The sequence below is a fragment of the Variovorax sp. GW821-FHT10D07 genome (genome assembly GCF_059415325.1).
In genome coordinates this window covers 200031-218921 of record NZ_JBWKMZ010000016.1, presented here as the reverse complement: position 1 = coordinate 218921, position 18891 = coordinate 200031, and the positions used below count along the sequence as shown (strand labels likewise).

19 protein-coding genes are annotated in these 18891 nt (G+C 71.1%); 7 read left to right on the top strand and 12 right to left on the bottom strand.

The features are described 5' to 3' along the window. Positions 1-123: 123 nt before the first annotated feature. Together AC07PU_RS35445 and AC07PU_RS35440 are read right to left on the bottom strand one after the other, a co-directional pair. Entirely contained in the window at positions 124-969 is an 846-nt protein-coding gene (locus AC07PU_RS35445) for an ABC transporter permease (protein ID WP_431510676.1), read from the bottom strand. Between the two features lie 55 nt (positions 970-1024). Beyond that, positions 1025-1999 carry an ATP-binding cassette domain-containing protein gene (locus AC07PU_RS35440; protein WP_093354132.1) on the bottom strand — a complete coding sequence of 325 codons (975 nt, stop codon included), beginning with the start codon at positions 1997-1999 and terminating at the stop codon, positions 1025-1027. Positions 2000-2242: 243 nt separating this feature from the next. Here AC07PU_RS35440 and AC07PU_RS35435 point away from each other — a divergent pair, with 243 nt between their 5' ends. Together AC07PU_RS35435 and AC07PU_RS35430 are read left to right on the top strand one after the other, a co-directional pair. Beyond that, on the top strand, positions 2243-3118 hold the full coding sequence (locus AC07PU_RS35435) for a hypothetical protein (protein WP_208514155.1): 876 nt from the start codon (positions 2243-2245) through the stop codon (positions 3116-3118). Next, positions 3115-3789, top strand: coding sequence for a hypothetical protein (locus AC07PU_RS35430; RefSeq protein WP_495322814.1), 675 nt, complete (start codon positions 3115-3117; stop codon positions 3787-3789). Before AC07PU_RS35435 ends, AC07PU_RS35430 begins: the two co-directional genes overlap by 4 nt. A gap of 9 nt (positions 3790-3798) precedes the next feature. Here the strand turns inward: AC07PU_RS35430 and AC07PU_RS35425 are convergent, their stop codons facing one another. Next, positions 3799-4689, bottom strand: a complete 891-nt coding sequence (locus AC07PU_RS35425) for a LysR family transcriptional regulator (protein WP_093354140.1) — start codon at positions 4687-4689, stop codon at positions 3799-3801. A gap of 120 nt (positions 4690-4809) precedes the next feature. On the opposite strand from AC07PU_RS35425, the gene AC07PU_RS35420 reads away from it, so the two are divergent. Then, complete coding sequence (locus AC07PU_RS35420; RefSeq protein WP_495322813.1) at positions 4810-5457, top strand: glutathione S-transferase family protein; 648 nt, start codon at positions 4810-4812, stop codon at positions 5455-5457. A 40-nt stretch (positions 5458-5497) separates the two neighbouring features. Beyond that, positions 5498-6478, top strand: a complete 981-nt coding sequence (locus tag AC07PU_RS35415) for a pyridoxamine 5'-phosphate oxidase family protein (RefSeq protein ID WP_495322812.1) — start codon at positions 5498-5500, stop codon at positions 6476-6478. A gap of 16 nt (positions 6479-6494) precedes the next feature. Here the strand turns inward: AC07PU_RS35415 and AC07PU_RS35410 are convergent, their stop codons facing one another. Further along, entirely contained in the window at positions 6495-7652 is a 1158-nt protein-coding gene (locus AC07PU_RS35410) for a cytochrome P450 (RefSeq protein ID WP_495322811.1), read from the bottom strand. 112 nt (positions 7653-7764) lie between these two features. On the opposite strand from AC07PU_RS35410, the gene AC07PU_RS35405 reads away from it, so the two are divergent. Continuing rightward, positions 7765-8466, top strand: a complete 702-nt coding sequence (locus AC07PU_RS35405; protein ID WP_093354147.1) for an ArsR/SmtB family transcription factor — start codon at positions 7765-7767, stop codon at positions 8464-8466. 24 nt (positions 8467-8490) lie between these two features. Here the strand turns inward: AC07PU_RS35405 and AC07PU_RS35400 are convergent, their stop codons facing one another. From AC07PU_RS35400 to AC07PU_RS35370, 7 genes are all read right to left on the bottom strand, one after another. Next, on the bottom strand, positions 8491-9483 hold the full coding sequence (locus AC07PU_RS35400; protein WP_495322810.1) for a Bug family tripartite tricarboxylate transporter substrate binding protein: 993 nt from the start codon (positions 9481-9483) through the stop codon (positions 8491-8493). Positions 9484-9630: 147 nt separating this feature from the next. Further along, positions 9631-11148: an AMP nucleosidase gene (locus AC07PU_RS35395; protein WP_093354454.1), complete on the bottom strand. Its 1518-nt coding sequence runs from the start codon at positions 11146-11148 to the stop codon at positions 9631-9633. 59 nt (positions 11149-11207) lie between these two features. Next, on the bottom strand, positions 11208-11759 hold the full coding sequence (locus AC07PU_RS35390) for a TIGR00725 family protein (protein ID WP_495322808.1): 552 nt from the start codon (positions 11757-11759) through the stop codon (positions 11208-11210). Continuing rightward, entirely contained in the window at positions 11707-12531 is an 825-nt protein-coding gene (locus tag AC07PU_RS35385; protein WP_296788809.1) for an ABC transporter permease, read from the bottom strand. The genes AC07PU_RS35390 and AC07PU_RS35385 overlap by 53 nt, the downstream gene beginning before the upstream one ends. A gap of 10 nt (positions 12532-12541) precedes the next feature. Further along, positions 12542-13618 carry an extracellular solute-binding protein gene (locus AC07PU_RS35380; RefSeq protein ID WP_296788811.1) on the bottom strand — a complete coding sequence of 359 codons (1077 nt, stop codon included), beginning with the start codon at positions 13616-13618 and terminating at the stop codon, positions 12542-12544. A gap of 25 nt (positions 13619-13643) precedes the next feature. Continuing rightward, positions 13644-14672: an ABC transporter ATP-binding protein gene (locus AC07PU_RS35375; RefSeq protein ID WP_495322807.1), complete on the bottom strand. Its 1029-nt coding sequence runs from the start codon at positions 14670-14672 to the stop codon at positions 13644-13646. Then, positions 14669-15445, bottom strand: coding sequence for an ABC transporter permease (locus AC07PU_RS35370; RefSeq protein ID WP_203203201.1), 777 nt, complete (start codon positions 15443-15445; stop codon positions 14669-14671). Before AC07PU_RS35370 ends, AC07PU_RS35375 begins: the two co-directional genes overlap by 4 nt. A gap of 184 nt (positions 15446-15629) precedes the next feature. Between AC07PU_RS35370 and AC07PU_RS35365 the strand changes: the two genes are divergently transcribed. Then, positions 15630-16544: a LysR substrate-binding domain-containing protein gene (locus AC07PU_RS35365; protein ID WP_057592576.1), complete on the top strand. Its 915-nt coding sequence runs from the start codon at positions 15630-15632 to the stop codon at positions 16542-16544. A 55-nt stretch (positions 16545-16599) separates the two neighbouring features. Further along, on the top strand, positions 16600-17502 hold the full coding sequence (locus AC07PU_RS35360) for a ketopantoate reductase family protein (protein ID WP_495322806.1): 903 nt from the start codon (positions 16600-16602) through the stop codon (positions 17500-17502). A gap of 8 nt (positions 17503-17510) precedes the next feature. On the opposite strand, the gene gorA is transcribed toward AC07PU_RS35360, so the two are convergent. Next, positions 17511-18872, bottom strand: coding sequence for a glutathione-disulfide reductase (gorA, locus tag AC07PU_RS35355; RefSeq protein ID WP_495322805.1), 1362 nt, complete (start codon positions 18870-18872; stop codon positions 17511-17513). Positions 18873-18891 lie beyond the last annotated feature (19 nt).

Here is an 18891-nt window from a genome sequence, read left to right as displayed (position 1 = left end):
GTGGGGTCGCCTTCTTTTGCTTACTTTTCTTGGCGAGACAAGAAAAGTGAGTCGCCCGCCGGGGCGAGACCCGGCCTACTGCCTAAACAAAAAAGCACGCCCTCGGCACAAGAGCAACGCCAATCAAGCCCTGAACCTCTTCCGAGTCAAAGCCAACGCCACCCAAAACGCCACCCCCGCATACACAACCAGCACACAAGCATGCCGACCCCACCCAACAGGCCACTGATCCATGAACAAAGGCCGAACCAACGCCACAGCATTAGCCAACGGCAACCACCCCGCCACCACCTGCACAGCCCCAGGCAGTTGCTCAAGCGGAAAGAACACCCCACTCAAGAACATCATCGGCGTCATGAACAAGGTGAAGTAGTACGTGAAGAAGTCATACCCCTTCGCCATCGCATTGAAGATCAGCGCGATCGATGAAAACGTGACCCCCGCCCCCGCCAACACCAGCCAGGCCACGAACAGCTTCGGACTGTGGCTGATCCCCAACCCCAGCATCACGAACAGGATCGCCGTCACCGTGAAGATCGACTTGAACGCCGCCCACAGCATCTCCGCCAGCACGATGTCGTCGAGCCCCACCGGCGCGTTCATGATCCCGTCCCAGGTCTTCTGCACGTGCATGCGCGAGAAGGCCGAATAGAGCGCCTCGAACGAGGCCGCGTTCATCGCGCTCATGCAGATCGAACCGCTCGCCAGGAACAGGATGTAGGGCACCTTCGTCTCGCCCACGCTCACCTGCCCCACCAGCGCCCCCATGCCGTAGCCGAAGGCCACGAGCCAGATCAGCGGCTCGGCGATGTTGCCGATCAGGCTCGGGATCGCGAGCTTGCGCCACACCAGCAGGTTGCGCAGGAACACGGGCCACCAGCGCATCGACAGCTGCGGTGGCCGCCACGCGGAAGGCGAGGGTGGCGAAGAAGAGGAGGAGGGCTCGGTGGCGAGGGTCGGGGTGGTCATGCGATGCGATCGGTGGGTGTCTCTGATGTTCTCGTGGCGTGGCGCGTCACAGGCGTCAGCCGTCCTCGCGAATCTGCCGCCCCGTGAGCTTGAGGAACAGGTCCTCGAGGTTCGCGGGCCGGTGGAAGGTGCGCAGGCCCGGGTGCTGCGACAGCGCCTCGAGCAGGCGGCGCGCGTCCTGCGTGTAGAAGAACACCGTCTCGCCGCTGACCTCGACGCGCGCGGCCAGGGCGCGCAGTGCGTCGACGTTCGCCAGCGCGAGCGCGCCGTTGCCGTAGACCTCGACCACGTCGGGCTCGAGGTGCTCGGCGATCAGGTCGCGCGGGCGGCCCTCGGCGATCTTGCGGCCGTGGTCGAGCACCAAGAGGCGCGAGCACAGGCGCTCAGCCTCGTCCATGAAGTGGGTGGTCAAAAGGATCGACTTGCCCTGCTGCAGCAGCACCTGCAGGCGCTCCCACATCAGGTGGCGCGCCTGCGGGTCGAGGCCGGTGGTGGGCTCGTCGAGCAGCAGCAGCTTGGGGTCGTTGACCAGCGCGCGCGCCAGCGAGAGCCGGCGCCGCATGCCGCCCGAGAGCTCGCCGGGCTTGGCATCGGCCTTGTGCGAGAGCGCCGCGAACTCGAGCAACTGCGGCACGCGCTCGCGCACCTGCTTCTTCGCGAAGCCGAAGTAGCGGCCGTAGACCACGAGGTTCTCGGCGCAGCTGAAGTCGGGGTCGAGGGTGTCGAACTGCGACACCACGCCGAGCTGCGCCTTGATCGCGAGCGCGTCGCGCGGCATCTGCAGGCCCAGCGCCTCGATGCTGCCGCCGTCGGGCGCGGTGAGGCCCAGGCACATGCGGATGGTGGTGGTCTTGCCGGCGCCGTTCGGGCCGATCACGCCCAGGCATTCGCCGGGCGCGATGTCGAACGAGAGATCGTCGACCACCGTGGTGTCGCCATAGCGCTTGCGCAGGTTCGCCACGCGAAAGAGCGGCGCGGCGGGCGCGGCGGCCGGCGAGGGAGGGGAGGCAGCTTGGGAGGAGGAGTACACGGGCGGGACCAGAAAGAGGAAGACAGGGAGGACCGCGGAACGCGACGATTCTGACGCAGGCCCGCGCGCGGCGCCGTCCGTCGGGGGACCAGGGTTCACCGCGAGCCCATGGCGCGCGCGAGCGAGACACAATCGCGGCTTCGCCGGCCCTGGCCGCAGTCCGTCCACGCATCCTTTCGTCCGACCTTCCATGCAGACAAGCCACAGGCCGTGCACTTCCTTCTTCTTCCGGGTCCGCGGGCGATGACGGCAGCGACCGCGTCGCGGCCCTGGCGCGCGCTGCTGCTCGTGCTGTGCAGCGCGCTGCTCGCGGCCTGCGCGCCCTTCCATCGTTCGATCGGCGCGGCGGAGCGCGCGAAGCTGCCCGAGGTCGACGTGCGCGTGGTGGTCGCGCAGGAGAGCTTCATGTTCTCGGCCCAGCCGCCCGGCGCGGCCGCGGCGCTCGGCGGCGGCATGATCGGCGCGCTGATCGACTCCTCGGTGCAGCAGGCGCGGCAGAAGGAGATGAGTGCCGAGGTCGGCGCCACGGTCGGGCCGCTGCTCGACTACGACTACCGCACCGAGGCCGGCATCGCGCTCGGCGAAATCGGCGCCACCGGCCTCTATCCGCCGCTGCGCATCGCCTCGGCGCAGGTGCTGCCCGCGATGCCGCCCAAGGCACAGCACGAGGCGCGCATCGCGGCCACGCGCAACGGGCCCGCCTACCTCGTGCTGCTGCTGCAGTACGCGCTCGAGCCGGGGCTCGGCGCCTTCACCACGCGCACCACCGCGCTGCTGTGGCAGGACGGCGGCAGCGAGCCGGTCTACCGCGCGGGCGCGATCTACCAGTCGCCGATCGGCGGCGGCACGCGGCCCACGGTGGTGCGGCGGCTGGTCGCCAACGATGGGCAGGCGCTGCGCGCCGTGATGCGCGACTCGGTGATGCAGACGATGCGCCTGTTCGCGCTCGACATCGCGGGCGCGCGCTCGGGGCCGGTGAAGACCGGGCGCTTCAACGTCAACGGCACCTGGGTCGTGATCGGTGGCCAGGGCATCGAGGACACGCAGGCCGGTCCGCCGCGCGTGCTGTTCCGCGACGAGGACAAGGCGCTGTATTCGATCCGGAGCACCGTGCCATGACGCGCCTTCGCTTCCATCGCGCCGCCGTGCTCGTGCTGCTGGCCGGCGCGCTGACGCCCATCGCGCACGCGGTCGACGAGAACGAGCCGCTGAGCATGGTCTTCGAGTCCTCGCCCGAGCCCGGGCAGCGGCCCGACGAGGCGCCGGTGCTGGCGTTCCGCATCGCGCAGCGCTGCACCTTGTTCCTCGCGCGCGTCGACGACATCCGCCGCAACAAGAGCCACATGGGCAACCTCACGCGCATGCTGCCGACGGTGCATGCCACGCCGCGCCGCGTGGAGTCGCTGCGCGGCGGCGATGCCGTGCCCTGGGTGCGCGACGCGCTGCTGGCCACGCGCCGCTACGGCTTCGACACGCTCGCGGCCGCGCCGCCGGCCGCGGGCCTGGCGCGCCGCCAGCTCGGCGCCGAGGTCTCGCTGCGGCTCGCGCATGCCTGGTCGGTCGACCTCAACCTGGTGTCGCACGTGGCGATCAAGGTCGACTACCGGCTGCCGGGCGGCGCCACCGTCTCGCGCCAGTACCACGGCATGGGCACGCGCGCCAACTGGACCAGCGCCAACGGCGAGTTCATGGCGGTGCTGAACCTCGGCCTCGAGGAAGCGGTGCGCGGCATGGTCAACGACGCCGAGCGGCTGTGCGATGGCCGGCCGCTGCCGCCCGAGGCGCCCTGAGCCTCCGGGCTACATCCGCAGCCCGGTGAACTCGTCCTTCATCCAGTCGATGAAGGCACGCGTGCGCGCCGGCAGCAGCCGCGCGTTCGGATAGATCACGCTGACCGGCCGCGGCGGCGGCTCGAAGTCCTCGAGCACCAGCGCGAGCCGGCCCTGCGCCACCAGCGGCAGCACCTGGTAGGAGAAGAAGGTGCCGAAGCCCATGCCCGCGGCGCAGGCCTCGACGGCCGGCGCGAGGTGGTTGAACTCGAGCCGCGTGACGGTCGCCACATGGATCGTGCGGCTGCCTTCGTGGAAGCTCCATTGCGCGGGCGCATCGAGCCGGCCGCGCACCGCGGGCGCGCCGGCCAGGTCGCGCGGATGGCGCGGCGTGCCGTGGCGCTTCAGGTAGGCGGGGCTCACGGCCACCACGCGGCGGATGCTGCCGAGGGTCTGCGCGACCAGCGAGGAATCTTCGAGGCTGCCGATGCGGATGCCCACGTCGATGCCTTCCTCGAGCAGGTTCACCGTGCGGTCGTACAGCAGCACGCTGCAGCGCACGCGTTCGTGGCGCTGCATGAAGCGCGTGATCGCGGGCGCCACGTACATGTGGCCGAACAGCACCGGCGCGGTGATCGTGAGCCGGCCCTCGGGCTCGCGCGCCTCGGCCTGCAGCGCGAGGTCGGCGGCGTCGGCCGCCAGCAGCACCTCGCGCGCGGCGGGCAGGTAGTGGCTGCCTTCCTCGGTCAGCGACAGCCGCCGCGTGGTGCGGTGGAACAGCCGCACGCCCAGGTGCGCCTCGAGCGCGGCGAGCGCGCGCACCACCGCGGGCAGCGAGGTGCCGAGCGCCTCGGCGGCGCGGGTCAGGCTGCCCTGGTCGGCAATCTGCACGAAGGTCTGCATGGCCTTGAAGCGATCCATCGGGCGATTAGATCGGATTCATCCGAAAAACGCAGCAGTCAAATCCGATGACGTGTATTCCTTCGATCGACGCAAGAGAGAAGAATCCATTCCGACGCCACCACTTCGAGGATTCCGACCATGACCGCTTCGCGCCAACCGGCCCAGTTCATCAAGCTCTACGGCACGCCGATCTCGGGCCACGTGCACCGCGTGCGCCTGTTCCTGTCGCTGCTGGGCCTGCCCTTCGAGGCGATCGAGATCGACATGCGCGCGCGCGCCAACCGCACGCCCGAGTTCCTCGCGCGCAATGCCTTCGGCCAGGTGCCGGTGATCGAGGACGGCGAACTCACGCTCGCCGACTCGAACGCGATCCTGGTCTACCTCAACGAGCGCTATGCCGCCGACCCCGGCCGCTGGATGCCGCGCGATGCCTTCGGCGCGGCGCAGGTGCAGCGCTGGTTCTCGGTGGCCGCGGGCCAGCTCGCCTTCGGGCCGGCGGCCGCGCGCGTGTTCGCGCTGTTCGGCCGGCCCGACGATCCGAGCGAGGTGCGCAAGCGCGCCCATGCGTTGTTCGAGGTGATGGAGCAGCACCTCGCGGCGCAGCCCTTCCTGGTGGGCGAGTCGGCCACGCTGGCCGACATCGCGAACTACGCCTACGTGGCCCATGCGCCCGAGGGCGGCGTGTCGCTCGACCCCTATCCCCACGTGCGGCAATGGCTCACGCGCGTCGAGGCGCTGCCGGGCTTCGTGCCGATGGTGCGCTCGCCCGTCGCGCTGGCCGCCTGATCGCGTCCACCCTCACCGAAGAAACTCGCGGAGGTCCGCCATGATCGATGTTCCCTTCCACGCCGGCGAACGCGCGATGCAGCTGCAGGCCGGCTCGCGCGAGGTCATGGCCGCGGCCGGCTCGCGCGTGATCCGCGACTTCATGCCCGACCAGCACCGCGACTTCTTCGCGCTGCTGCCCTTCCTGGTCACCGGCAGCATCGACGCGCAGGGCCAGCCCTGGGCCAGCATGCTGGCCGCGCCGGCCGGCTTCGCGCATTCGCCCGATCCGACGCACCTGCGCATCGATGCGCTGCCCGATGCCGGCGATCCGCTCGCGGCCTCGCTGCGCGACGGCGCGACGCTCGGGCTGCTCGGCATCCAGCCGCACACGCGGCGGCGCAACCGCATGAACGGCACGGTCGAGGCGCTCGACGCGGCGGGCTTCACGCTCGAGGTGCAGCAGAGCTTCGGCAACTGCCCGAAGTACATCCAGGCGCGCGAGCCCGCCTACCGGCCGCCGGCCTCGGCGCCCGCGGCGGTGCAATGGCTCGATGGGCTCGACGACGCGGCACGCGCGCTGATCCGGCGCGCCGACACGCTGTTCATCGCCAGCGCCCATCCCGCGAGCGCGGCCATCGAGGGCGACGAGGTCGATGTCAGCGCGCGCGGCGTCGACGTCTCGCACCGCGGCGGCCGGCCCGGCTTCGTGCGCGTGGACGACATCGGCGGCGGCGTGCTGACGGTGCCCGACTTCACGGGCAACCGCTTCTTCAACACCTTCGGCAACCTGCTGGCCTATCCGCGCGCGGGCCTGTTGTTCGTCGACTTCGACAGCGGCGAGATGCTGCATGTCGCGGCCACGGCCGAGATCGTGATCGACGGGCCCGAGCTCGCGTCCTTCGAGGGCGCCGAGCGGCTGCTGCGGCTGCGCGTGCAGCAGGTGCTGCGCCGGCCCGGCGCGCTGCCGCTGCGCTGGGGCGCGGCACAGCTGTCGCCGTTCCTGGAGCGCATGGGGCAGTGGGCCGAGGCAGCGGCCTGAGTACCGGGCGCCATGTTCAGTCGAACTGAGGAATGCGCCCGTTGACCGAGGGCCGATAGCGCCAGCCGCGTTCGAGCAGCCGCTCGACCTCGGCGCGGCGCTCGCGCAGCAAGGCCTCGAGCCCGGCCGCCGCGAGCGTGCAGGCCAGCGCCTGTCCCGGGCACGCATGCAGGCCATGCCCGAAGCCCAGCATGCGGCGCCGCGTGCGCAGCGGCTGGAAGCGATCGGGCTCGGGATTGAAGGCCGGGTCGCGGTTCGCGGCCGCCAGCACCAGCAGCACCGCATCGCCCGCGGCCAGCGTCGTGCCCGCGATGTCCACCGGCTCGGCCACGAAGCGCCGCGTGTTGTGCACCGAGGGATCGTGGCGCGCGGTCTCCTGCACCACCATCTGCAGGCCATCGCGCGAGGCTGCGGCCTCGCGCGCGGCCGGTTCGCGCCGCCAGGCGATCAGGCTATTGCCGAGCAGGCCGGCCGTGGCATCGCAGGTCTGCGACAGCAGGCCGACGAGGTTCGCGAGCAGCGCGCGCGAGGGCGGCGTGCCCGCGGGTTCGGCCTCGCGCACCGCCGCGAGCAGCGTGCCGCGCGCGGCCGGTGCGTCGGCCACCAGGGCTTCGAAGCGCGTCATCAGCGCGGCCGCGGCAACGCTCGCCGCACGCAGCTGCGCTTCGCTCGACAGTGGCGACAGGCAGGCCACGAAGTCGCGCATCCAGCCATCGACCCGCGGCAGCGCCGCATCGCCGAAGCCCAGCAGCCGCGCCATCGCGCGCAGCGGGATCGAGAACAGCGCGTCCGACAGCGGCAGCGCGCGCGTGCCCGTGGCCGCCTCGAGCGCGGTGGCATGCGCGCCCTGCAGGTCGAGGCCCGCGAGCGCGCGCTGCAGCGCGGGCCGGTGCGCCTGGTGCGCCGCGCCTTCGTTCATGCGCACCAGGTGGCCGAAGACCTCGCCCGCGGGCTGGCCGACGATGGCGCGCGGCACCGGCTCGGCGGCCGGGCGCACGCGCAGCGCGCCGTGGGCCTGCAGCAGCGTCTCGATGACCTCGGCGCGGCTCGCGACCCACAGGCGCGGCGTGGCGTTCCAGGCCAGCGGCGGGCCGTCGCGCAGGGTGGCGTAGTAGGGGTAGGGATCGGGATGCACGACGGCCGCGACTGGGTCGGTTGGGTCGGTTTGGGCCATCGTCTCGAGGGTGGGGTGCGGCGTGCTCATGGCCGAAGTCTGCGCCGCGCGTGTCCGCCACACTTCGCTCGCGGCCGAAGTGTGGGATGGCATGGCGCCTTAGGATCGCCGCATGAACACCGCCGCCTCCGCGAACCCGGACCTCCAGCTCGCCCGCCTCGCCGGCGCCATCGCCGAGCCCGCGCGCGCCCGCATGCTCAGCTGCCTGATGGACGGCCATGCGCGCACCGCCACCGAGCTCGCGACCGTGGCCGAGGTCGCGCCCTCGACCGCGAGCGCGCACCTCGCGCGGCTCAGGGAGGAGCGGCTGGTCGCGCTGCTGGTGCAGGGCAAGCACCGCTACTTCCGGCTCGCCGACGACGACGTGGCGGCCGCGCTTGAAGGCCTGATGGTGGTGGCCGGCGCGCCGCGCGTGGCCGGGTTCAAGCCCAGCACCCCGAGCCGGCTGCGCAGCGCGCGCACCTGCTACGACCACATGGCCGGCACGGCGGGCGTCGCGCTGCACGACCGGCTGCATGCGCAGGGCTGGCTCAGCGGCCTCGCGAGCGGCTCCTACGAACTCACGGCCGAGGGCGCGGTCGCGCTCGAGAGCCTGGGCGTGGAGGTCGATGCGGTGCGGCGTTCGCGCCGCCGCTTCGCCTGCGCCTGCCTCGACTGGAGCGAGCGCCGCCCGCACCTGGGCGGCGCGCTCGGCGCCGCCTGGCTGCAGCTTTCGCTGAAGCGCGGCTGGGTGCGCCAGGAGCTCGACGGCCGCGCGCTGGCGCTCACGCCGAAGGCCGTGCGCGAGATGCCCGAGCTGTTCGCGGGCGCCTGACCGCGCCTCGAATCGAGCTTCGAATCAGGCCTTGAGCTTGAGCAGGTAGATCAGCGGGCCCGCCATCGCGGTGTCGAGCTCGAGGAAGCCCTCGAAGTCCTTGCCCGCCATCCAGTAGGCGTCCCAGTTGTTCTTCCGGATGGTCTTCTGCCAGAGGTCGGCCACGGTCGCGCGGCGCACCGCCTCGAGCAGCACGGCGCGCCGCTCGGGCGTCACCTTCTTGCCGGTGAGCACGCCGCGCCAGTTGGCGAGGTCGGCGTCCACGCCCTGTTCGCGCACCGAGGGGATGCCGAGGAAGGGCCGCCTGGCCGACACGCCGATCGCGCGCAGCTTGCCGCTCGCGAGGGCCTCGCTGAATTCGCTGTAGCCCGAGATGCCGGCCGCCGACTTGCCCGACTCGAGCGACTCCACCACCTGCGCGCCGCCCGGGTGCGGCTGGTAGACCAACGCCGCGGTGTTGCCCGCCACGCGCGCCAGCATGCCGGCGTACATGTGGTCCACGCCGCCGGCCGAACCGCCGGCGATCACCGTCTTGGCGGCGTCGGCGCGCAGCTGGGCGATCAGGTCCTTGGGCGTCTTGATCGGCGAATCGGCGCGCACCGCCACCACCTCGTAGTCGCTCGTGAGGCGCGCCACCGGCGCCACCTGGGCCAGCGTCACGGCCGGCTTCTGCAGCGCCACCGCGCCGACCATCACCATGCCGCTCATCAGGATCGCGTCGGGGTCGGCGTCGTACTTCTCGACGTACTTCGCGAGCCCGATGGTGCCGCCCTTGCCGCCGATGTTCTCGTAGACCACGTCGCCCACCGCGCCCGAGGCCAGCAGCGCGGCGCCGAGCGCGCGGCCGGTCTGGTCCCAGCCGCCGCCCTCGTTGGCGGGGATCACGATGCGCAGCTTCGCGGTCAGCTGCGGTTCGGCCGCGCGCACCGCCCCCGTTCCCAGCACCGCCATCGCGCCCAGCCAGGCATGGAAGCGCCGGCGTCCGGGCGAAGGCGGCAGGGCGGTCGGGTGCGGCATGTCTGTTTCCGATTGTCTAAAAAGGTAAACAAATGATGACGCAACGCACCTGTCGTGTCGGTGACAGGCGCCCAGGGGAAAACCCGGGGAATGGGCCTCCAGCCCCGCCAAATGCGGAACTAAGTCACGATTTTGGCGGGTCGGGCCTTACTGGAACGCCACTTCCGCGAAGCTGCGCAGCTTGCGGCTGTGCAGCCGGGTCGAGCCTTCCTGGCGCAGGATCTCGATCGCCCGCATGCCGATGCGCAGGTGCTGCTCGACGCGCTCGCGGTAGAAGTGGTTGGCCATGCCGGGCAGCTTGATCTCGCCGTGCAGCGGCTTGTCGCTGACGCACAGCAGGGTGCCGTAGGGCACGCGGAAACGGAAGCCGTTGGCCGCGATGGTCGCGCTCTCCATGTCGAGCGCCACCGCGCGGCTCTGGCTGAAGCGGCGCTGCGGCTGGTTGCCGGGCAGCAGTTCCCAGTTGCGGTTGTCGGTGCTCGCGACCGTGCCGGTGCGCATGATCTTCTTGAGCTCGGGGCCCTCGCACTTCGTGACGTCGGCCACCGCCTGCTCGAGCGCGAGCTGGATCTCCGACAGCGCGGGGATCGGCACCCACAGCGGCAGCTCCTCGTCGAGCACGTGGTCCTCGCGCACGTAGGCATGGGCCAGCACGTAGTCGCCGAGCTGCTGCGTGTTGCGCAGGCCCGCGCAGTGGCCCAGCATCATCCAGGCATGCGGGCGCAGCACCGCGATGTGGTCGGTGATGGTCTTGGCATTGGCCGGGCCGACGCCGATGTTGACCATGGTGATGCCGCTGTAGTCCTCGCGCACCAGGTGGTAGGCCGGCATCTGCGGCAGCCGCGGCGGCGCCGTGCCCTGGCTGCCGTCGAGCAGGTGGCCGAAGGTGGCGCTGGCGCCGGCGGAGAGCCCGCGCCGGCGCGTCACCACGTTGCCCGGCTCGATGAAGGCGATGTACTCGCTGTTCTCGTCGGCCATCGCCTCGTGGCCCAGGCGCACGAACTCGTCGATGTAGAACTGGTAGTTGGTGAACAGCACGAAGTTCTGGAACCAGTCGGGCAGGGTGCCCGTGTAGTGGCGCAGCCGGTGCAGCGAGTAGTCGACGCGCGCGCCGGTGAACAGCGCCAGTGGCTGTGCCTCGCCGGGCAGCGCCTCGAAGGTGCCGTTGGCGATGCCGTCGTCCATCGCGCCGAGGTCGGGCAGGTCGAACACGTCGCGCATCAGCGCGCGCCGCTCGGGGCTCATCGTGCCCTCGATGTGGTCGTTCTCGGCGAACGAGAAATGGATCGGGATCGGCTGCGTGCTGGTGCCCACCTCGAGCTCCACCTGGTGGTTCTCGAGCAGCAGCCGGAACTGGTCGAGGTAGTAGCGCGCATAGAGATCGGGCCGCGTCAGCGTAGTCTCGTAGCGCCCCGGTCCGGCCACGAAGCCGTAGCTCAGGCCGGCATTGGCCGGCGGCGTGTGGCGCGCCACCGTGTGGGTGTGGACCCGCACGAAGGGATAGCAGGCGCGCACGCGGCCCGGCAGCTCGTCGCCGTCCACGAAGCGCAGCATCGATTCGCGCAGATGGGCGAGTCCGCCCTGGTAGATGGCCTTCACCTGGTCGAGCGCGGCGGCGGCGTCGGTGAAGCGGGCGGGTGCGACGAAGGGGGGCATGTAGGGCATGGCGGCATTGTGCAATGCCGTCGTGACCGCTTTCGGAACGCTTCCGGCCGGCTCGCCCTTCAGGCCAGCAGGCAGCCCAGCACCTTCGCGAGCATGTCGTCCGCATCCGTCGCGGGCACCGCGCCCGGCAGCTCGACGTCGCCGTGCATCACGAACACCGGCTTGCCCCACTTGAGGCCCATCGCCATTTCCGACAGCGTGCCCATGTTGCCGCCGATGGCGACCAGGCACAGGCCGCTGCGCGCGACGATGCCGTTGCGCAGCTCGCCCATGCCGGTGGGGATGGCGACGCTGAGCCATTCGTTGGCGTTGCGGTCGTCGTCCTCGGGCAGGATGCCCACGGCGATGCCGCCGGCCTCGGCGGCGCCGCGCGAGGCCGCGGCCATCACGCCGCCGCGCCCGCCGCACACCACCGCCATGCCCGCGCCGGCCAGCGCATGCGCGACCGCATAGGCGGCCTCGCACTCGGCCGGGCCGCCATCGCCGGGACCGATGATCGCCACCGGCTGGCGATGGCGATCGGGCCCGCGCTGCCGTTGCGCGAGGCGCGCCAGCGCCTCAATGACCGGCGCCGACCACTGCACCGCGTTCGCGCCTTCGCGTAAGCACATCGCCCACTCCCATCACGATCACACACACCACCATCAGCACCAGCGACAGCGCCGCCGCCACCGCGAAATCGGAACCGCCATCGCCCACCTGCGCCAAGAGCATCAGCGGCAGGATGTTGAGCTGCGTGCCCACCAGCGCCAGCGCCGTGCCGTAGGTGCCCATCGCGATCGCGGCCACCATGCAGGCGTTCGACAGCACCGAGGGCGCGACCTCGGGCAGCACCGTGTCCCAGAAGGCGCGGGCGCGCGAGGCGCCGAGCGTGCGCGCGGCCTGCGCCGGGCGCGGGTCGAGGTTGGCGAACACCGGGTACAGCGACAGCGCCACGCGCGGGATCAGGTAGTAGGCATAGGCGAAGCCCAGGCCCGACACGCTGTAGATCCAGCTGCCGAGCACGGCAGGATCGGCGCCGAGCCCGGCCATGAGCTGGGTCACGAAGCCCGCGCGGCCGAAGGCCAGGATGAAGCCGTAGGCGATCACCAGCCCCGAGAAGGCCAGCGGCAGGCCCAGCAGGGTCATCAGCCACTGGCGCCGCGCGGCCGGCTGGCGCGCGAGCTCGATCGCGATGCAGGTGCCGACCAGCGCCGACACCGCGCCCGCCGCCAGCCCGAGCGCCAGCGTGTTGCGCAACGCGCCGAAGAACAGCGGGTTGCCCACCAGCCGGCCGAAGGCGCTGCCGCGCTCGGCGAAGGCCTCGGGCAGCAGTGCCGCCAGCGGCACCGCGAAGAACAGCGCCATGAAGGCCCAGGCGGGCCAGGCACCGAAGCGTCTCATCACGAAGCGCCTACTTCCCCAGCGCGGCCTGGGCCCAGAGCTTGTCGAGCTCGGCCTTGCGCTCCGAGGCCTTCACCACGTCGAGCGGCTTGATCTGCGGCGCGGCCGGCATCTTGGCCGCGACGTCGGCGGACAGCGGCGTGCCCGGCACCGCGGGCCGCACGAAGCCCTGCGCGAACAGCGACTGGCCGGCCTCGCTCATGATGAAGTTGAGCCACAGCTTGCCGGCGTTCGGGTTCGGGCCGTTCTTCACCAGGCTGATCGCATAGGGCGCGGCCACGCTGGCCTCCTTCGGGATCACGACCTCGACCGCGTCGCCCATGCCGTCGACATGCTTGGCCTTGAGGCCGTCGTTCTCGTAGCTGATCCAGACCGGGATCTCGCCCTTGAGGAACTTGGCGTACGGCGTGGTGCCTTCCACGCGCAGCACGTTGCCTGCTGCATGCAGCTTGCCGAGGTAGTCGGTGCCGGGCTGCACGTTGTCGACGCCGCCGCCGTTGGCATAGGCCGCGGCGAAGGTCAGCACCTGGCCGATGCCGGTGGAGCGTGGGTCGAGGTAGACCACCGTGCTCTTGAACTCGGGCTTGAGCAGGTCGGCCCAGCCGGTGGGCACGTTCTTCACCAGCTTCTTGTTCACGAGGAACGCGATGTTGAGCGTGTGGATGGTGAACCAGCGGCCCTCGGCCTCGCGGAACACGGCCGGCAGCTTGTCGAAGTTGACGGGCTTGAACGGCGCGACCACGTCCTTCTTCGCGGCATCGACGGCCGAGGCCGCGAAGTAGTAGGCGGTGTCGGCCTGCGGGCGGCGTTTCGTTTTTTCCAGCGCGACCACGGTGGCGGCCGAGCCGATGTCGTTGTAGGTCAGCTCGATCTCGGGATAGCGCTTCTTGAAGTCGCGGAACAGCGACTTCCAGTTGGCCCATTCGGGGCCGGTGTCGAAGGAGACGCACAGGCCTTCCTTCTGCGCCTCGGCGTAGAGCGCCTTCTCGCCCGCGTAGAGCTCGGGGCCGTCGAAGGCGAAGGCGGTGCGCGCGAGCGCCAGCACGGGCAGGGCGCCGGCGGCCTGGATCAGATGTCTGCGTTGCATGAGTGACTCCTCGGGAGTAGATGATTCAGTGGTCGAGCAGGCGAAGGTGTTCGGGCGCGATCGCGATGGCGTCCGTGGCCGGCCGCGCCGATTCGGCGAGAAAGGGCCTGGGCGCGCCCGGCACCTCGAAGTCGTAGCGCGTCAGCGAGCCCAGGTAGCGCTGCGCGCCGCAGCGGCCCGCGATGCGGTTCGGCGTGCCGGGCGCGGGATCGGCCGCGATGTGCTCGGGCCGCACCAGCACGTGCAGCGCGGTGCCGGGCGCGCGCATGCCGGTGGGCGCCGCGAGCTGGGCGAAGCCCAGGTCCAGCTTGTTGAGGCCCGCGACCCTGGCCGGCAGGATCGTCGAGAGCCCGACGAACTCGGCCACCGCGCGGCTCGCGGGCTGCTCGTAGATCTCGCGCGGCGTGGCGATCTGCAGCAGCCGGCCGTCCTTGAGCATCGCCACGCGGTCGGCCATGGCGAGCGCCTCTTCCTGGTCGTGCGTGACCAGCAGCGTGGTGGCGCCGAAGCGCTGCTGGATCGCGCGGATCTGATCGCGCAGGTGGCCGCGCACGCCGGCATCGAGCGCCGACAGCGGCTCGTCGAGCAGCAGCGCGCGCGGGTCGATCGCGAGCGCGCGCGCCAGCGCCACGCGCTGCTGCTGCCCGCCCGAGAGCTGCGCGACGGCGCGCTGCGCGTACTCGCCCAGGCCCACGGTGTCGAGCAGCGCCTGCGCGCGCTGGCGGCGCTCGGCGGTCGCCACCTTGCGCAGCTTGAGGCCGTAGGCCACGTTGTCGAGCACGCTCAGGTGCGGGAACAGCGCATAGCTCTGGAACACCATACCGATGTGGCGCCGGTGCACCGGCGTGCGCGACATGTCCTCGCCGTCGAGCGCGATGCGGCCCGTGTGGCCGGTCTCGAGGCCCGACACCAGCTTGAGCAGGGTCGACTTGCCCGAGCCGCTGGGCCCGATCACCGCGACCAGCTCGCCGGTGCGCACGTCGAGCGAGACCTCGTGCAGCCCGTGCGTGCTGCCGGGGTAGTTGTAGCTGACCGTGTCGAGGAGGAGGCTCATGGCGTGACGGCGCGTTGCTTCACCAGGGAGGAGGAAAGAAGCGCCGACGCGCTCGCCAGCACCAGGAGGATGACCGTGGCCGCGCAGGCGAAGCCCGTGGCGCCGTAGAAGGCCTGCAGCAGCACCACCGGGTAGGTGCGGTTCTGGAAGCTGGTGAGCAGGTTCGACACGCCGAACTCGCCGACCGAGATCGCCGCCACCATCACCAGCCCGCTGATCAGGCTCTGGCGCAGGCTCGGCAGCACGATGCCGCTGAACTGCTGCCAGCCCGAGGCGCCGAGCGTGGCCGCGGCCTGCTCGAGCCGGTCCAGGTCGAGGTGGCGCAGGTCGGTCAGCAGCGTGTTCGTGAGGTAGGGCAGCGTGAGGATCGCGTGCGCCGCGATCAGAAGCGGCATCGAGCCCAGCCAGGGCGCGAGGTCGGTGTTGAACACGATCATGTAGCCGAAGGCCAGCGTGATCGCCGGCACCGCCACCGGCGTGGCGCTCACGATGCGCGCCGCCAGGCTGCCGCCGCGCCGAGCGCCGTGGTACAGCGCATAGGCCAGCGGCAGCGCCAGCACGGTGTTGATCGCGCAGGCCGACAGCGCCACCACCAGGCTGCTCACGAAGGCCTTGCGAAACGAGGTGTCGAGCCAGAGGTCGACATACCACTGCCCGGTCAGGCCCGTGGGCAGCAGCGTGTTGGTCCAGTTGCCGCCCACGCTGCCGACCAGCAGCAGGGCGATGGGCAGCAGCAGGTACAGGCCGTAGAGGAGCGAGATGCCGCGAACCAAGGGTTGTCTCCGTGTCACGCGCGGCCGGCATACTTTCCGGATGCGCTACTGTCTGCGTTGGGTCTTCCGCCGCATCGGCCTGAATTCTAGGAAGCACCTTGGTATTCATGGGTGAAAGTTGGATGACGACACTTGAGCTGTTGGCAACTGTTTTTCACCGAACTTTCATCAACCGGAGCCATGCATGAAGCGCGACTGCCCCACCATCCAGGAGCTGCTGGCCTTCGACGCGGTGGCGCGCCACGAGAGCCTGACGCTCGCGGCCGGCGCCCTGTGCATCACCGTGAGCGCGGTCAGCAAGCAGATCGCGGGGCTCGAGGCCTTCCTCGGCCGCGCCCTGCTGCAGAAGAACGGGCGCGGCGTGCAGCTCACGCCGCAGGGCCGCGTCTACTGGCAGAAGATCGCCGGCGGCCTGCGCGCGATCGAGACCGCCACCTTCGAGGCGCGCTCGGGCGATGCCGGCGCCGGCCTGCTCACGCTCGCGAGCGTGCCCACCTTCCTCACCAAGTGGCTGATCCCGCGGCTGCCGGCCTTCAGCCAGAAGAGCCGCCACGTCATGCTGAGCTTCAGCCGCCATCTCGAGCCCAGCGACGGCATCCCGGCCGGGGTCGACGCGGCGATCCGCTACGGCCCCGACGGCTGGCCCGGCGTGGTGTCCGAATACATCGCGGGCCGCGAGTTCGTGCTGATCGTGGCGCGCTCGCTGGTCGAGGGGCGGCACCGCATCGCGCAGCCGGCCGACATCCTCGGCCACACGCTGCTGCATCACGAGGGCGCGCCCACCGCGTGGCGCCAGTGGGCCGCGCAGCATGGCGTGCCCGAGGTGCAGACCGTGGCCGGCCCGCGCTTCGCGCAGTACTCGGCGCTGATCCAGGCCGCGCTCAACGGCCTGGGCATCGGCCTGGTGCCGAAGCTGCTGGTGCAGGAGGAGTTCGCCGAGGGCTCGCTGCTCAGTCCTTGCGGCACGCCGGTCGGCGTGAACCAGGGCCACTACCTCTGCTACCGGCCCGACCGGCTCGACCTGCCGGCCTTCGCTGCCTTTCGCGCCTGGCTGCTCGACGAAGGCCAGAAGTCGCGCGGCGTGGAGGCCGAGGCATGAAATCGCGCGAGTGGTTACGCTCGCCATCCCTCATCACGACAAGGACGATGCATCGATGAAAGTCGCAGTCATGGGCGCCGGCGCGGTCGGCTGCTACTACGGCGCCATGCTGGCGCGCGCGGGCCACGAGGTGGTGCTGATCGGCCGGCCCGCGCACGTGGAGGCCGTGCGGGCCCGCGGCCTGCGCCTCGAGGCCCAGACCTTCGACGAACACGTGCCCATGGCCGCGAGCACCGAGACCGACGCCGTGCGGGGCGCCGACCTCGTGCTGTTCTGCGTCAAGTCGACCGACACCGAGGCCGCGGCCGCGCAGATCGCGCCGCACCTCGCGCCCGGCGCGCTGGTGCTCACTCTGCAGAACGGCGTGGACAACGACGAGCGCGCGCGTTCCGTGCTGCGGGCCCACGAGGTGGCCGCGGCCGTGGTCTATGTCGCGACCGGCATGGCGGGCCCGGGCCACGTCAAGCACAACGGCCGCGGCGAACTCGTGATCGCGCCCTCGGCCCGCGGCGAGGAAGTCGCGCAGGCGCTGCGCGCGGCCGGCGTGCCGACGGAGATATCCGGCAACGTGCGCGGCGCGCTGTGGGCCAAGCTGGTGCTCAACTGCGCCTACAACGCGCTGTCGGCGATCACGCAGCTGCCCTACGGCGTGCTGGTGCGCAACGAGGGCGTGCCCGGCGTGCTGCGCGACGTGGTGGCCGAATGCCTCGCGGTCGCGCGGGCCGAGGGCGTGACGATTCCGGGCGACATCGATGCCGCGGTGGCGGGCATCGCGCGCACCATGCCCGCGCAGTTCTCCTCGACCGCGCAGGACCTCGCGCGCGGCAAGCGCAGCGAGATCGACCATCTCAACGGCTTCGTGCTGCGCCGCGGCGAGGCGCTGGGCGTGCCGGTGCCGGCCAACCGGCTGCTGTGGACGCTGGTGCGGCTGCTCGAGGACAAGCAGGCGCGGGCCTGAACCGGGCCTCAGCCGGGCATCGGCTCGCGCATCGTCACGAACTCCTCGGCCGCGGTCGGGTGAATGCCCACCGTGCTGTCGAACATCGCCTTGGTGGCGCCCGCGCGCATCGCGACCGCGAAGCCCTGCACCACCTCGCCCGCGTCGGCGCCCACCATGTGCAGGCCCACCACGCGGTCGCTCTTGGTGTCGACCACCAGCTTCATGAAGGTGCGCTCGCTGCGGCCCGACAGCGTGTGGCGCAGCGACTTGAACTCGCTCGAGAACACCGTGACCTGGCCGAACTTCGCGCGTGCGTCGAGCTCGCCGTAGCCGCAGGTGCCGATGTTCGGGTGCGTGAACACGGCGGTGGGAATGAACTCGTAGTCGAGCCGGCGCTTGCCCTTGCCGAACAGTTCGTCGACCACCACCATCGCCTCGGCCAGCGCCACCGGCGTGAGCTGCACGCGCGTGGAGACGTCGCCCACGGCATAGATCGAAGGCACCGAGCTGCGGTAGTGCGCATCGACCGCGATCGCGCCGCGCTCGTCGAGCGCCACGCCCGCGGCCTCGAGGCCCAGGCCCTGCGTGTTGGGCACGCGGCCGGTGGCGAACAGCACCGTGTCGGCCTCGATCTGCTGGCCGCGCGCGAGCGTGGCCACCAGGCCGTCGGCGGTGCGCGTGACCGAGGCCACCTCGCAGTTCAGGCGCACGTCGACGCCGGCCTTGCCCATCTCGTTGGCGAGGAACTGCCGCACGTCGTCGTCGAAGCCGGTCAGCAGGTGCGCGCGGCGGTGCAGCAGCGTGACCTTCGCGTCGAGCCCGTTGAAGATCGAGGCGAATTCGCAGGCGATGTAGCCGCCGCCCACCACCAGCAGGCGGCGCGGGAACGGGTCGAGGTCGAACATCGCATCGGAGGTCACGATGTGCTCGCGGCCCGGGATGTCGGGCACGAAGGGCGTGCCGCCGGTGGCCACCAGCAGGTGGCGCGCGGTGTAGCGCTTGCCGTCGACCTCCACCGTGTGGGCGTCGGCGAGCTGCGCCCAGCCCGTGACCAGCGTGACGCCCGAGTTCTTGAGCAGCGAGGCGTAGATGCCGTTGAGCCGCGAGATCTCCTTGGCGCGCTGCGACTTCAGGTGCGGCCAGTCGAACACCGGCTCGCCGGGCAGTTGCCAGCCGTAGCCCGCCGCTTCCTCGAAGGATTCGGCATAGCCGGCCGCGTAGCTGTAGAGCTTCTTGGGAATGCAGCCGACGTTGACGCAGGTGCCGCCGAGCTCGGCGGCCTCGGCCAGGCCGACGCGGGCACCGGTCTGCGCGGCCATGCGCGCGGCGCGCACGCCGCCGCTGCCGCCGCCGATGACGAAGAGATCGAAGTCGTAGGGGGTGGACATGGAACAAGGCTCTCCTTTG

Bases quoted from the DNA above. Each gene is read 5' to 3' on its own strand.
- AC07PU_RS35420 (WP_495322813.1), top strand. From the start codon at position 4,810: ATGACCGCTTCGCGCCAACCGGCCCAGTTCATCAAGCTCTACGGCACG.
- AC07PU_RS35385 (WP_296788809.1), bottom strand. From the start codon at position 12,531: ATGAGACGCTTCGGTGCCTGGCCCGCCTGGGCCTTCATGGCGCTGTTC.
- AC07PU_RS35445 (WP_431510676.1), bottom strand. From the start codon at position 969: ATGACCACCCCGACCCTCGCCACCGAGCCCTCCTCCTCTTCTTCGCCA.
- AC07PU_RS35410 (WP_495322811.1), bottom strand. From the start codon at position 7,652: ATGGCCCAAACCGACCCAACCGACCCAGTCGCGGCCGTCGTGCATCCC.
- AC07PU_RS35435 (WP_208514155.1), top strand. From the start codon at position 2,243: ATGACGGCAGCGACCGCGTCGCGGCCCTGGCGCGCGCTGCTGCTCGTG.
- AC07PU_RS35425 (WP_093354140.1), bottom strand. From the start codon at position 4,689: ATGGATCGCTTCAAGGCCATGCAGACCTTCGTGCAGATTGCCGACCAG.
- AC07PU_RS35380 (WP_296788811.1), bottom strand. From the start codon at position 13,618: ATGCAACGCAGACATCTGATCCAGGCCGCCGGCGCCCTGCCCGTGCTG.
- gorA (WP_495322805.1), bottom strand. From the start codon at position 18,872: ATGTCCACCCCCTACGACTTCGATCTCTTCGTCATCGGCGGCGGCAGC.
- AC07PU_RS35415 (WP_495322812.1), top strand. From the start codon at position 5,498: ATGATCGATGTTCCCTTCCACGCCGGCGAACGCGCGATGCAGCTGCAG.
- AC07PU_RS35365 (WP_057592576.1), top strand. From the start codon at position 15,630: ATGAAGCGCGACTGCCCCACCATCCAGGAGCTGCTGGCCTTCGACGCG.
- AC07PU_RS35395 (WP_093354454.1), bottom strand. From the start codon at position 11,148: ATGCCCTACATGCCCCCCTTCGTCGCACCCGCCCGCTTCACCGACGCC.
- AC07PU_RS35400 (WP_495322810.1), bottom strand. From the start codon at position 9,483: ATGCCGCACCCGACCGCCCTGCCGCCTTCGCCCGGACGCCGGCGCTTC.
- AC07PU_RS35375 (WP_495322807.1), bottom strand. From the start codon at position 14,672: ATGAGCCTCCTCCTCGACACGGTCAGCTACAACTACCCCGGCAGCACG.
- AC07PU_RS35390 (WP_495322808.1), bottom strand. From the start codon at position 11,759: ATGTGCTTACGCGAAGGCGCGAACGCGGTGCAGTGGTCGGCGCCGGTC.
- AC07PU_RS35405 (WP_093354147.1), top strand. From the start codon at position 7,765: ATGAACACCGCCGCCTCCGCGAACCCGGACCTCCAGCTCGCCCGCCTC.
- AC07PU_RS35360 (WP_495322806.1), top strand. From the start codon at position 16,600: ATGAAAGTCGCAGTCATGGGCGCCGGCGCGGTCGGCTGCTACTACGGC.
- AC07PU_RS35430 (WP_495322814.1), top strand. From the start codon at position 3,115: ATGACGCGCCTTCGCTTCCATCGCGCCGCCGTGCTCGTGCTGCTGGCC.